We start from the raw sequence: 13,193 nt of genomic DNA, 5'->3' as shown, positions 1-13,193 counted from the left end.
GAAGAAAGGCAAGACTCGTGGAACGAGACGTCGAGAAAACCTACCCGAACGCCGACTTCGTGGCCAAGCTGCGCCGCCTGGCCGACGCCATCGAGAACGGTGAACGCTTCGAGATCCAGATCGCCGGCGAGCGCGTCTACGTGCCGGTGCGTGCGACCTTCTCGGTCGAGCACGAGAAGTCGGCCACCGAAGAAGAAGTCGAGTTCCAGATCAAGTGGACGCGCGAGGCGTGAGCCGCACCGCGCCAGAGCAAGGGTTGTGACCGCCATGATCGACATCCAGAACGTTTCCAAGTGGTACGGCAGCTTCCAGGTGCTGACCGACTGCACGACGCGCATCAACAAGGGCGAGGTGGTCGTCGTGTGCGGGCCCTCGGGCTCGGGCAAGTCCACGCTGATCAAGACGGTGAACGCGCTGGAGCCCTTCCAGAAGGGCGACATCGTGGTCGATGGCATCAGCATCGCCAACCCCAAGACCGACCTGCCGCGGCTGCGCGCGCGCGTGGGCATGGTGTTTCAGCACTTCGAACTCTTTCCGCACCTGAGCGTGACCGAGAACCTCACGCTCGCGCAGGTGAAGGTGCTCAAGCGCAGCGTCGATGACGCCAAGGCCCGTGGCCTGAAGATGCTCGACCGCGTGGGCCTGATGGCGCACAAGGACAAGTTCCCAGGCCAGCTCTCGGGCGGTCAGCAGCAGCGTGTGGCGATTGCGCGCGCGCTCAGCATGGACCCGATCGTGATGCTGTTCGACGAGCCGACCTCGGCGCTCGACCCCGAGATGGTCGGCGAGGTGCTCGACGTGATGGTGCAGCTCGCGCACGAAGGCATGACCATGATGGTCGTGACGCACGAGATGGGCTTCGCCCGCAAGGTGAGCCACCGCGTGATCTTCATGGACGCTGGCAAGATCGTCGAAGACTGCTCGAAGGACGAGTTCTTCGGCAACCCCGATGCGCGCGCGCCGCGGGCGAAAGAGTTCCTGTCGAAGATCCTCGCGCACTGAGCGGGCGATAACGAGCCCGCCATGAAAAAAGCCCGCAGCACCGAAGTGCGGCGGGCCGGGCTCAGCGCTTGAAGCTGATTACGAGCAGCGGGCGACGCGGAAGTCCGAGACCTGGGTGGTGTTGTTCGGGTTGGCGCAAGCGGACGACGTGAAGCGGGTGTCGCCGTCCATGTAGCGCTTCATCCAGGCCACGCCCTTGGCACCGATGATCTGCTTGTCGGTGCTGGATGCGCCGGAGTTGCCGCACGAGTGGCTCTCACCGCGCAGTTCGACGAACACCTTCGGCGGGACGCTCAGGCTGTTATAGAACGGCGACGCGTGCGAACCGACCGGCGCGATCGCATCGTTTCCGCAGGCGATGATGAAGGTCGGGGTCGTGACCGACGAGAAGTTCTCGTAGCTGTTCCACGGCGCGAACGGGATCGAGGCCTTGATCGACTTGCGATTCTGGGTAGAGATCAGCGAACCGCCGCCGCCCATCGACCAACCCATCACGCCCTGGCGGCTGCCATCGACCTTGTTGTAGATCGGGCTGCTGCTGGTGTTGCCCAGTGCGACCACTTGGTCGAGCGCAGCCAGTTGCTGGCGCGAACGCGAGTCGGGTTGGTCGCTCGTGGTGTTGGTGTCGATGGTGACGACCACGAAGCCCCACGAGGCCAGGCGCGGGCCCCACCAGTTGATGCTGCTCTGGTAGGCGGTGAAGCCCGGCACCACGGCGATGACGCCGAGCTTGGCGCCCGAGGGCGAGTTGCTGGGGTAGTACACGGTGCCGGCGCGGTAGCCGCTCGGGCGGCTGACGGAGAAGTTGCGGACCGTGTACGGGCCGGCCGTGGCGGCCAGCGAGCTGGCGGTCGGGTTCGGGCCGATCTGCTGGGCCTGGGCCGAGGTCGCGGCAACGACGAGTGTGCTGGCGGCCAGCGCGAGTTGGGCGATGAGGTGGGTCTTCTTCATGGTTTGTCTCCTGTGCTTTGATGTTGGACCAGCGGCTGGCGCGACGGAACCCGCAGTCGCCAGCGCTGGCGCGCGGATCAGTCGAGGAAGTTGATCCGCCTGTGCATCGTTGCGCCAGTTCGGGCGCGACTCCATCCGAGCATTCCAGGGGCAGATTCGGGCAAGTCAACACAAGTGCAACGAGGCCGTCCGTGCTAGGGCCTGCTCATACGAGAAGACACTCGCGCACGAGGGCTGCGCCAGGCGCGGCTGGTACCCCGCGGCACCGCAGCCTTTGCGTGTGTGCGGACCCGGGCATGAACCGGTTCGAACACCCCAAACAAAAACGCCGCCGAGCCCGAGGGCTTGGCGGCGTGAGCCGTTGGGCAGGCTGCAGGCAGCCCGCCGAAGGCTGGATTACGAGCAGCGGGCGACGCGGAAGTCCGAGACGCGGGTGCTGTTGTTGGGGTTCGAGCAGGCGAACGACGTGAAGCGGGTGTCGCCGTCCATGAAGCGCTTCATCCAGGCCACGCCCTTGGCGCCGATGATCGCCTTGTCGGCGCTGGCGGCGCTGGAGTTCGCGCAGTAGTGGCTGCCACCGCGCAGTTCCAGGAACAGCTTCGGGTTGCGGGTCATGCTGTTGTAGAACGGCGAGGCGTGCGAGCCGACCGGCGCGATGGCGTCGTTCTGGCAAGCGATGATGAAGGTCGGGGTGACGACGCTGCCGAAGCTCGTCGTGCTGTTCCACGGGGCGAACGGGATCGAAGCCTTCAGCGAAGGACGGTCTTCGGTCGAGATCAGCGAACCGCCGCCGCCCATCGACCAGCCCATCACGCCCATGCGGGCGGTATCGACCTTGTTGTAGATCGGGCTGCTGCTGGTGCGGCTCAGCGTGGCGACTTGGTCCAGTGCGGCCAGTTGCTGGCGCGAACGCGAAGCCGGCTGGTCGAGCGTGGTGTTCGTGTCGATGGTGATGACGACGAAGCCCCACGAGGCCAGACGGGGGCCCCACCAGTTGATGTCACGCTGGTAGGCGGTGAAACCCGGCACCACGGCGATCGCGCCGAGCTTGGCGCCAGCGGGGGCGTTGCTGGGGTAGTACACCGTGCCGCCGCCGTAGCCGCTGGGGCGGCTGACGGTGAAGTTGCGCACCGTGAACGAGCCGGCGGTGGCAGCCAGCGAGCTGGCGGTCGGGTTCGGGCCGATGGCTTGGGCGTTGGCCGAGGTGGCGGCAGCCGCGAGTGCGCCGGCAGCCAGCAAGGTCTTGGCGATTTGGGTCAGCTTCATGTCGTCTCCTATGGTGTGGATTGGCCCGGCTGGGTCTCACCACAAGGGCGGCTCAGCCGGTGCACTCTCTGTCGGGCGGGCCGCTGCTGGAGTGCAGGGCGGTGCTTGATCGACAGCGCAATGTTCGCCGCCGGAGCGAATTCAGCGCATCGGATCATTCCCCCGACGCTCAGGAACAAGCTTTTTTCGGCCATCTGTGCTAAGAGCTGCGCGCCGTGTCGGAGGCGTTCAATCCGGGCGCAAAAAAGCCGCCGAACCCCTGGGGGCGCGGCGGCCAACGTTTCAACGCAACGGAGATTGGCGGGTGGGCCCGTCAGGTGACGGGCCCATTCCATGGGGTCAGGTCACGAGCAGCGGGCGACGCGGAAGTCCGAGACGTCCAGGCTGCTTTCCTGGTTGGTGCAGGCGAAGCTGGTGAAGCGGGTGTCGTTGTCCATGAAGCGCTTCATCCAGGCCACGCCCTTCTTGCCCAGGATGTCCTGGTCGGAGTTGCCGCTGTTGGCGCACGAGTGGCTGCCACCGCGGATTTCCAGGAAGGTCTTCGGGTTGCGCGACATGCTGTTGTAGAACGGCGAGGCGTGCGAACCGACCGGCGCGATCGAGTCGTTCTGGCAGGCGATGATGAAGGTCGGCGTGGTGACCGACGAGAAGTTCGTCGAGCCGTTCCACGGGGCGAACGGGATCGAAGCCTTCAGCGACGGGCGCGATTGCGTCGAGATCAGCGAACCGCCGCCGCCCATCGACCAGCCCATCACGCCCATGCGGGACGTGTCCACCAGGTTGTAGATCGCGTTGCCGCTGGTGCGGCTCAGCGAGGCGACCTGATCGAGCGCGGCCAGTTGCTGGCGCGAACGCGAAGCCGGCTGGTCGAGCGTGCTGTTCGTGTCGATGGTGATCACGACGAAGCCCCACGAGGCCAGGCGCGGGCCCCACCAGTTGATGCTGCTCTGACGGGCGGTGAAGCCGGGCACCACGGCGATGGCGCCGACCGTGCCGCCGGGGCTGACCGGGTAGTACACCGTGCCGCCACCGTAGCCGCTGGGGCGGCTGACGGTGAAGTTGCGCACCGTGAACGGGCCACGGCTGGCTTCGAGGGACGACTCGGTCGGGGCCGGGCCGCGTTGGAACTGGGCGTGGGCCGAGGTGGCGGCCACGACGAGGGCGCTGACGGCCAGGATGGCCTTGGCGATTTGGGGCATTTTCATGCTGTCTCCTGTGAGGGTGAGGGTGAGCACGCGCCATACCGGCAACTGCGTTTGCCGTGTTGGCGTCGTGCATCGAGGGGTCGATTGGCCGCAGCCGAGGATCACTCGATGACTGAATGGTGTGATCTGAAGCACTCGCGCAACATCGGAGCATTCCCTCGACGAACAAACACAAGCAATTAGCTTTTGTTTGTGGTATCCGGCGAATCGAGAGGTGCGTCTGCGTTGCCCGGCATGAACAGGCGCACCTTCTTCGGGTTGCGCGCATGCGAAGGCGACTGCCCGTACCAGCGATGAAAGGTCCGCGAGAACTGCGGCGAATCGCCGAATCCCGAGGCGAGCGCCACGTCGGTGAGCGAGCGCTGCGTGTAGAGCAGGTCGTACACGCGGCGCTGCTTGAGCCAGGTCTGGTAGTCGCGCAGCGACATGCCCACGGCCGACGAGAACATGCGCGACATCCACGCCGGTGTGCAGCCGAGTTCGCGCGCTAGGTCATCGACCGACAGGTGCGGGTTCTCGTCGAGCAGTCGAATCATTTCGAGCGCACGGGCGTCGGGCGGTGTGGTGGGCGGCAGTTGCTGCTGGGTGATGTCGAGCGCGGCCTCGAACACGGCCTCGGCCTCTTCGACGCTGCCGCGCGCTTCGCACAGGCGCAAGAAGGCCTCGTCGAGTTCGTCATACAGGTGGCGCGCCAGCGGCATCACGCCCGGGCGGGGCAGGGCGCGAAATGCGTAGAAGCGGTTGTACGAGGGCAGCACGTTGAAGCTGAGCAGTTGGCAATGCTCGGCCTGCAGGCTGCGCGCCACCAGGGGGCCCACCAGCATGGCGTTGCCCGTGAAGCTCGGGCCGTCGCGCACGCTCAGCGTGAACGGGGTGCGGTCGGCGGTGAGCAGCAGCACGGCAGCGTGTCGCACCGTGGGGCCGCTGACGATGTGCCGGGTCGTGAACACGAAGCCGTGGTAACCCAGCACATAGGAGTTGTCTCTGACCGAAGGGGCGGCGGCCATGGGGTCGGGGAGAAGAGAAGACGGCGATGTCATGGGCATGACCGCGGCCTTTCTGTGTTGTTCGCCCGAGCCGACCCCGGGCTGGGGCCGGCCTCTGAGGCGTTGTCTCTTCCGGGCTCTGCGGCCTGGTGAAGAAATGATACGAAGCGTTTCCGCAGATCGACTTGGGGATTGCCCGCGCCGCCTTGTCTCACGTGGGACAAGGCCCATTGGGGGCGACCCGGGTGCGAAAATCTGCGGATGACTTCCGCCGCTTCTTCGTCCGCCTCGTCGTCGGCGCCGCCTTCGACGATCACCCTGATCCGCCCCGACGACTGGCACCTGCACGTGCGCGACGGGGCCGCGATGGCCGCCGTGGTGCCCGACACCGCTCGCCAGTTCGGCCGCGCGATCATCATGCCCAACCTCAAGCCGCCGGTGACCACCGCGGAGCAGGCGCTGGCCTACAAGGCACGCATCCAGGCGGCCGTGCCCGCGGGCGTGTCGTTCGAGCCGCTGATGACGCTGTACCTCACCGACAAGCTGCCGCCCGACGAGATCGTTCGGGCCAAGGCCGCCGGTGTCGTCGCCCTCAAGCTCTACCCGGCGGGGGCCACCACCAACAGCGATGCCGGCGTCACCGACCTGCGCAAGACCTACCCGACGCTCGAAGCCATGCAGCGCGAAGGCCTGCCGCTGCTGGTGCACGGTGAAGTGACCGATGCGCAGATCGACATCTTCGACCGCGAGCGCGCCTTCATTGACACGCAGCTCATCCCGCTGCGGGCGGACTTTCCCGAGCTGAAGATCGTCTTCGAACACATCACCACGCGCGAGGCGGCGCAGTACGTCGCCGAAGCCGGGCCGCACACCGCCGCGACCCTCACCGCGCATCACCTGCTCTACAACCGCAACGCGATCTTCACCGGCGGCATCCGCCCGCACTACTACTGCCTGCCGGTGCTCAAGCGCGAAGAGCACCGCCGCGCCCTCGTCGCGGCCGCCACCTCGGGCAGCGAGAAGTTCTTCCTCGGCACCGACAGCGCGCCGCATGCCTCGCACCTGAAAGAGCATGCCAGCGGGTGCGCCGGCTGCTACACGGCGCTCAGCGCGCTGGAGCTGTACGCCGAAGCCTTCGACGCCGCCGGCGCGCTCGACCGGCTCGAAGCCTTTGCCAGCTTCAACGGTCCGGCCTTCTACGGCCTGCCGCGCAACACGGGCACCGTGACGCTCAAGCGCGAAGCCTGGACGCTGCCCGAGACCCTGCCCTTCGGCGAAGCCCAACTGAAGCCGCTGCGCGGCGGTGAAGCCCTGCACTGGAGGCAAGTCGCATGATGACCGCCGGACCCTTTCGCCGCGTGATGCTGCTGGTCGATGCCGACAACGTGTCGCCCGACGTCATGACGCAGGCCTTCGAGCACGTGATGGCCAAGTACGGCGCGGTGCACGTGCGGCGTGCCTACTGCACCGCCGAATCGGCGGCCAAGCACCTGCCCCTGCTGAAGCGCCTGTCGATGCGGCCCATCGTCAACATCTCGACCGGCAAGAATTCGACCGACATCGCTTTGGCGGTGGACGCGATCAGCCTCGTCGAAGCCGAGCGGCCCGACCTGGTGGTCATCGTCTCGTCCGACTCCGACTTCGCGCCGCTGGTGATCCGCCTGCGCGAGAAGGGCTGCCGCGTCGAAGGCATCGGCCAGAAGGGCAAGACCGGCGAAGACTCGGTGGGCGTCTACGACGACTTCATCGACATCGAGCATCGCAAGGCCCCGGCGCGTGGCCGCACGCCCGAGAAGGCGCCGGCCCGCCGCGGCCGTTCGCGCAGCGCACCGCCAGAGATCGCGCCCGAGCCCCCGCCGGCACCCGCCCCGGCACCCGAGCCGACCCCGGCGCCGCGCGCCGCGGCCAAGCGCAGCAAGGCGAGCGCCAAACCGCGCGCGGCCGAGGCGGCCGACCTGGCCCGGCCGGTCGATGCCGCACCGGCGCCGGTCACCGCGCCGGCACGGGCCCTGGCCGCCCGAGCACCCGACGCGAGGCCCGCACCGCCACCGGCCGCCCGGCTGGCCGAAGAGGTGCTGCACATCCTCGAAGCCGTGCCTGAACTGGTGGGCGGCGACAAGGTCGAACTCGGCCTGGCGACCGAGCGGCTGCGTACGGTGCAGATGCTGGCCCGCAACGCGCCCTCGACCAAGCTCTTCCGCAAGCACCCCGAACACTTCGTGCTGAGCCCCGAGAAGCAGCCGAACAAGGTGCAGTACCGGGGCCCCGCACCCTGGTGACCCGGCAGGGCCGATGAATCCGGCGCTCACCCCGCTGGCCGAGTTGCCGGCCGGCGATGCGGCCCCGCCCTGGTTCGCCCCCTACGACGCGTGGTTGCGCCGCCTGCTCGACGGCGCCCGTGACGAGCCGCTGGCCGACACCTTGAACCGCGCCGCCGAGGCCGGTCGCCCGGTGCTCGCGGCCGGTGCGCTGCGCTTCGTGCCGCAGGCCGCGCTGCCGCCCGGCGAAGCCTACGAAGCCTTCATCGCCCGCACGGCCTGCGTGCCCACGCGCGACAACCTGCACGACGCCTTGAACGGCCTCGTGTGGCTGCGCTTCCCGGCCCTCAAGCGGCGGCTCAACGAACTGCAGGCCGAGGCCATCGCGCGCGACGGCGTCGGCGCCCAGCGTGGGGCCGTGCGCGACGCGCTGACGCTGTTCGACGAGAACGCGGCCTGGCTGCAGGCCGACGCGCCCCTGGTGGCGGCCTTGCGTCGCCACGACTGGCGCGAGGCCTTCGTGCAGCAACGCCCGGCGTGGGCGCAGGTGGGCGTCGTGTGCTTCGGCCACGCGCTGCTCGAAAAGCTGGTCCGCCCGCGCAAGGCCATCACCGCCCACGCTTGGCCGGTGCCGCCGGGCGCCGAGCCGTCGGACTGGCTGGCCGCGCACCTGACGCCCGGGCGCCTGGCGGCCAAGCCGCACCTCGCGCTGCCGGTGCTGGGCGTGCCCGGCTGGTGGCCGGCCAACGCCGCGCCCGGGTTCTATGACGACGCGGAGGTGTTCCGTCCGGCACGCCCGGGGCGCATGTCACAGCTGTCAACGTCCTGATACAGGCGCGGGCGGGCGGGGTGCCAATCCTTGCCCGCCGGCCAGCCCGGGTGGACAAATTCCGGCCACGCGGCGGGCCGATCGGGTCACAAGTTGCCAAGCCCATCACGAATCGACGGGCCGGCGCGGTGGGGCGACCCCGGGCGCGCGTCTTGCGCCTGAAAGCCTCGGGCATCCAAGCCCGGGAGCGGTGGTTACATGCGGGGATGGCGTCGTTGCGTGGGGGTGAGCCTGGTCGTCGGCAGTCTGCTGTCGATGACCGGGTGCACGACGACCAGCGCGCTGCTCTCGATGGCCGGCGTGGCCACCGACACCAGCATCCCCTGGCAGATCGCCAAGCACGTGCACGAGAAGCTGACCGAAGGCGACCCCGTGCCCTGCCACAAGATGGACAGCGTCGAGCGCGCCCTCACCGAGCGCTGCGGCGCCTTCGTGCCCGGCAGCATCGCCGCCAAAGACCTCGCCTCGACGGCGCTGCAAGACTGCCCGCTCACCGTGGCTGCCCGCTTGGCGGTGCGCGAGCCGAGCCGCTGGGCCGCGCTGCCTGAGCTGATCGACAAGGGGGCCTCGCCCGCCACCTGCCCGATGCCGCCGCTGGTGGCCATGGCGCACGCCAACGAGTGCCCCGATTTCGCGGCTGCGTCGCCCGAGGCGCTCGAAGCCGTCCGGCGGCTTGCCTTCAGCGACGCGCGCAGCGTGCACCACGACACCCTGCGCATGCTGAGCTGCCCGAACGCGCGCCGCGCCGGCCTCGACCCGGTGCTGGGCGACTGGCTGGCCCAGGGCCGCCTGCCCGCGCAAGGCCTCAACTTCAGCCCGCTCGGCGCGCTGCACCCCGACCACCTGTATTCCGATTTCGCCCAGGCGCTCGAAGCGCGTGGGCACGTGGCGCAAGCCGGGCAGGGCGCTTTCGAAGGCCGCTTGCCCAGCGGCTTCGAAGTGGCGCTGCGCGGCGGCCACTGGTCGGCCCTCGACTGGTGGATTGCCCGCGTGCCCGGCCTCGTCAACCAGGTGCCGCCGATGCAGGGCAACCAGGTTGCCTGGGTGCCGCTGGCGCAGGTGTTGGTGCCGAGCTTCATGCCCGACGCCGAGCAGCGCCTGCGCACCGCCGAGTTCTTGCTGTCGCGCGGCGCCGACCCGTGGCGCCGCCTGCCGGGCCAGCCGCACCACACGGTCGTGAGCTACGCGCAGTGGATGAACAGCCCGCTCGCGCCGGTGCTGCAGCGCCCGCCTCGCACGGTCGAGATCGGCCCCGCGACGGTGGCCACCGCGCCGGGCAATCCGCTCGAATAGTCGTCGGCGCGAAGCGTCACCCATAATCCCGCCCCGTGAAGCGGGCCAGACCGCCGCTGGTGCGATCTTCGAAAGAAGGCACTGGAGGAAGGTCCGGACTGCACAGGGCGGCGTAGCAGCTAACGGCTGTCCACCGTGAGGTGAGGATCAGAGCAACAGAAACGAATCACGGCGCCCGCAAGGGCGTGCGGTGAATGAAACGGGCAATCTCTACGCGCAGCAACACCAAATAGGCCAGCGTTGATGTGGCTCCGCGGAGCTGGCGGGTAGGTGGCACCGAGCCGTGCAGTGATGCACGGCCCAGATGAATGGCGGTCACGTCGTTGCCTTCTCACGAAGGCGGCGATGCACAGAATCCGGCCTATCGGCTCGCTTCACACTTTTCTTTCTTGAGCGGCGGTGCGCGATGCACCGCTACGCGTCCTGCGCCTTCCTGGCCTGCGCCAGCCGATCGCGCCAATGGCGCGCCTTGGACGCGTCGTACCAACGCGGCTTCCTGCTGAAGAAGCCAGGCTTGTCGTACAGGCGCGTGGCGAGCACGTGCATTGCATCGAGGTCACCCAGCTCGGCCGCCCGCTCGTACCAGTGCGGCGCGAGGTCGGGGTCGCCGCAACCCGGCTTGCCCGACTCGGCCAGCAGGCCCAGCACCTTGCAGGCGTGCTGGGCGTGCGAGTCTTGGCCGTGCTCGGCCACGTGGGTGCACAGCGCGACCACGGCCGCGAAGTCGGCCTCGCGGTCGGCCGGCTCGGGGGCCTCGGCGGCGCGGGTCAGCAGCAACTGGCTGGCGCAGACGGCGGCGGCCACGTGGTCGGCATCGGCCGCCTGCCGGTAGCACTGGATCGCGCGGTCGCGGTCGATGCCGGTGCCGCGCCCCAGCTCGTAGGCGATGGCTTCGTTGTGCATGCACAGCGCGTCGCCGAGCTTGGCCCCGGCCTTGAACAGGCGGTAGCCGCGCGCTTCGTCGATCGGGCCGGCGGCCTCGTCCCACAGCAGCTCGCCCAGTTCGAGCAGCACGCGCGCGTCGTGCTTGCCGACGATCTTGTGCGCCTGTTCAAGCCATTGCCGGGCCCCGGCCGGGTCGGCCTCGCCACCCACACCGCGCCGCAGCCGCCACGCGTACTGGAACATCGCTTCGGGCAGGCCCTGCTTGCGGTTGGCCGGCAGGCCGCCCACGCCGGCCGCGCGGCCGAACCAGTGCCGCGCGAGTGCCACGTCGTGCGCCGGGTCGTGTTCGTCGGCGAGCGCGAAGCCCAGCGCCAGGGCCGCGTCGAGGTCGCCGGCCGCGTACTCGCGCGACAGCCGCTCGGCACGCGATTCGACGCGTCCATCGGGCAGCAGCGAGACCTCGACGCCGTCTTCGCGCAGCGCGGGCAGGCCCTTGCCACTGCCCCAGTGCTGGTAGAGGTCGTTGCCGCAGTGGTACACGCCGACCTGTCCCTGGATGACCAGCCGGCCCCCGGGGCCGAAGCCGAGGTACTCGGGCTTGAACAGCTCGGAGCCATCGGCCCGCAGCACGCCCAGGCGCAGGTCGTCGTTGTCGCCCTCGGGCTGCACCGCCACGACGAAGCCGAACGCATCGCCCACGCCGAGCTTGGCCAGCGTGATGTGCTGGTAGCGGCAGGGCACGAGCAGGCGCTGGGTGTCGATGTCCCACACACCCAGGTGCTGGCCGTCGTCGCTCGCGCGGATGAAGCGCGGCGACCAGCACACCGCATCGGTGGCGGTGCCGTACATGTGAGGCTCGAACTCCTGCAAGGCGATGAAGTGCTCGGGGACGAGCACGCGGCCGTGTTCGTCGAGCACCGACTGCCGGCCCTCGCGCGCGGTCACCAAGTGCACGGGTGCAGGCTGGGCGGCCGACCGCTTGTGCGCGTGCGGCGGCTCGCCGTGCGTGAAGCGCAGGGCGATGTCGTCGTACAGGCAGTCGATGCGCAGCGCACCCGAGGCGTCGATCACGCCGAAGCGCCCGTCGCGCTTCACGCGCATCAGCCGCTGGGGCAGAAGCGCGCCGATGTCTTCCCATTGCGGCGGGAGCCAGTCGCGGCCGTCGGCATGCAGCAGGCCGGTGCGGCCGTCGGCCTCGAACACCCAGGCGTCGAGGTCTTCGTCATGCCACAGCGCCTCATGGGTGGGTGGCAGGACCTCGGCGCCCTCGCGGTCGATCAGCCCCCAGCGATCGCCGGTGCACACGGCCGCCAGGCCGGCCGTCGTGAAGTCGGTGACGTCGTCGTAGCGGCACGCGATGCCCAAGTGCCCGGTCTCGTCGATGAAGCCGAACCGGCCCTCGGCGTTGCGCACCGGGCCGCGCCCGTTGACCAGCGGGTGGGCGTCGTCCCATTGCGGCTCGCTCAGCCAGGTGCCGTCTTCTCGCAGGTACCCGAAGTGGCCGTCGCGCCGCACGATGGCGACGCCGTCGAGCAGGTGCTGCACCTCGTCCAACTGCGGCGGCAGCACGAGGTCGAACGCGCCGTCTTCGCGCAGCAGCCCGTAGCCGATGCGCCCCTGCGCGTCGGTGAGCCACAGGCCCGGGTCGCCATAGCCGCCCGCCTCGCGCAGGCCGTGCCAGGTGGCGGGTGCGACCACGCGTTTCACCCCCTCGTCGTCTTCGTGCGCGATGCCGAACAGCCCGTCTTCTTTGAAGCGCGTGCAGCCGTGCATCAGGTAGACCGGCTCGGCTTCGGGGTCGTAGTCGGCAAAGGTCGCGGCCGGGGGTGGCTCGCTGTCCACATGGTGAAAGTACGAGTGGTTCAGGCCCGCCAGACCGAAGGTGTAGGCCCAGCCCTGCAGGTCGTCGGGCCGCAGCCGCTGGTGGCCCGCCCCGAGCAGGTCGCCGAGCGTGTCGAGGTCGTTGTCGGCGATGGCCGCCTCGATGCGGCCCCAGGTGTCGCGCATCTCGTCGGCGACTTGCGTGGCGAAGTCGTCGGCGTCGTCGCTGAGCCACGAGAGTTCGTCGAGGTCGGCCGACCACACGGGGCCGGGTGCGTCGCTGTCGCCTTGCCAGTCGGCCAGGCACTCGCGCAGGTAATCGATGGCCGCGTGCAGGTAATCGCTCAGGCCCGCGACGGCCTGCACCTGCGGGTGCGCGGTCAGGCAGGCGACCAGCCGCTCCAGGCGCGCAAGACCCTCGTCGGCTGGGCACGCCAGGTTGTCGGTGCCAGCGTTGCCGAACACGCGCTGGTGGTCGATGGCTTCGGCGCGCTGCCCGCTGGCCAGCAGCACCTGCCACATCGAGGGCAGGTGGTTGTTGGCTTCGGCGATTTGCGCGAAGGGGGCGTCGTCGCCAGGGCGGCTGAGGTACAGGTAGCTGCGGTTTCCCATGGGGCAGTCAAAAGCGAAGGCCGCGCATCGTGAACGCGCGGCCGGGCGTCGGCAATCCCTCTCGCAGGCGAAGACCGGTGAACCC

Annotated in this window: 11 protein-coding genes and 1 other RNA gene; 7 read left to right on the top strand and 5 right to left on the bottom strand. The window is 69.2% G+C overall.

Going from position 1 to position 13,193, the window contains the following annotated elements:
* Window positions 1–17: 17 nt before the first annotated feature.
* Together AC1KAT_RS12115 and AC1KAT_RS12110 are read left to right on the top strand one after the other, a co-directional pair.
* Window positions 18–233, top strand: a complete 216-nt coding sequence (locus AC1KAT_RS12115; RefSeq protein ID WP_480326169.1) for an amphi-Trp domain-containing protein — start codon at window positions 18–20, stop codon at window positions 231–233.
* Between the two features lie 34 nt (window positions 234–267).
* Entirely contained in the window at window positions 268–1,002 is a 735-nt protein-coding gene (locus AC1KAT_RS12110) for an amino acid ABC transporter ATP-binding protein (protein ID WP_480326167.1), read from the top strand.
* A gap of 78 nt (window positions 1,003–1,080) precedes the next feature.
* Here AC1KAT_RS12110 and AC1KAT_RS12105 read toward each other — a convergent pair whose 3' ends face one another.
* The 4 genes from AC1KAT_RS12105 to AC1KAT_RS12090 form a co-directional block, all read right to left on the bottom strand.
* Complete coding sequence (locus AC1KAT_RS12105; RefSeq protein ID WP_480326165.1) at window positions 1,081–1,953, bottom strand: alpha/beta hydrolase family protein; 873 nt, start codon at window positions 1,951–1,953, stop codon at window positions 1,081–1,083.
* A gap of 396 nt (window positions 1,954–2,349) precedes the next feature.
* Complete coding sequence (locus AC1KAT_RS12100) at window positions 2,350–3,219, bottom strand: poly(ethylene terephthalate) hydrolase (protein WP_480326163.1); 870 nt, start codon at window positions 3,217–3,219, stop codon at window positions 2,350–2,352.
* A 344-nt stretch (window positions 3,220–3,563) separates the two neighbouring features.
* The gene (locus tag AC1KAT_RS12095) at window positions 3,564–4,424 is read right to left on the bottom strand and encodes a poly(ethylene terephthalate) hydrolase (protein ID WP_480326161.1); all 861 of its coding nucleotides are present in this window, start codon (window positions 4,422–4,424) and stop codon (window positions 3,564–3,566) included.
* A gap of 179 nt (window positions 4,425–4,603) precedes the next feature.
* Complete coding sequence (locus AC1KAT_RS12090; RefSeq protein WP_480326159.1) at window positions 4,604–5,431, bottom strand: helix-turn-helix domain-containing protein; 828 nt, start codon at window positions 5,429–5,431, stop codon at window positions 4,604–4,606.
* 240 nt (window positions 5,432–5,671) lie between these two features.
* On the opposite strand from AC1KAT_RS12090, the gene pyrC reads away from it, so the two are divergent.
* The 5 genes from pyrC (at window position 5,672) to rnpB (ending at window position 10,170) form a co-directional block, all read left to right on the top strand.
* On the top strand, window positions 5,672–6,745 hold the full coding sequence (gene pyrC, locus AC1KAT_RS12085; RefSeq protein ID WP_480326157.1) for a dihydroorotase: 1,074 nt from the start codon (window positions 5,672–5,674) through the stop codon (window positions 6,743–6,745).
* Window positions 6,742–7,689 carry an NYN domain-containing protein gene (locus tag AC1KAT_RS12080; RefSeq protein ID WP_480326155.1) on the top strand — a complete coding sequence of 316 codons (948 nt, stop codon included), beginning with the start codon at window positions 6,742–6,744 and terminating at the stop codon, window positions 7,687–7,689. Before pyrC ends, AC1KAT_RS12080 begins: the two co-directional genes overlap by 4 nt.
* Before the next feature lie 13 nt (window positions 7,690–7,702).
* Window positions 7,703–8,497, top strand: a complete 795-nt coding sequence (locus AC1KAT_RS12075; protein WP_480326153.1) for a DUF3025 domain-containing protein — start codon at window positions 7,703–7,705, stop codon at window positions 8,495–8,497.
* Window positions 8,498–8,695: 198 nt separating this feature from the next.
* Window positions 8,696–9,790 carry a hypothetical protein gene (locus tag AC1KAT_RS12070; RefSeq protein ID WP_480326151.1) on the top strand — a complete coding sequence of 365 codons (1,095 nt, stop codon included), beginning with the start codon at window positions 8,696–8,698 and terminating at the stop codon, window positions 9,788–9,790.
* A gap of 37 nt (window positions 9,791–9,827) precedes the next feature.
* An RNA gene (gene rnpB / locus AC1KAT_RS12065) (RNase P RNA component class A) lies at window positions 9,828–10,170 on the top strand.
* A 34-nt stretch (window positions 10,171–10,204) separates the two neighbouring features.
* Here the strand turns inward: rnpB and AC1KAT_RS12060 are convergent.
* Window positions 10,205–13,108 (bottom strand): SEL1-like repeat protein, encoded by a 2,904-nt coding sequence (locus tag AC1KAT_RS12060; RefSeq protein WP_480326149.1) that lies wholly within the window; start codon window positions 13,106–13,108, stop codon window positions 10,205–10,207.
* Between the last annotated feature and the right edge of the window lie 85 nt (window positions 13,109–13,193).

It is taken from the genome of Piscinibacter sp. PDB5-1, from assembly GCF_056676035.1.
Note: the sequence above shows the minus strand (reverse complement) of the source record. Positions and strands in the feature narration are given on the sequence as shown.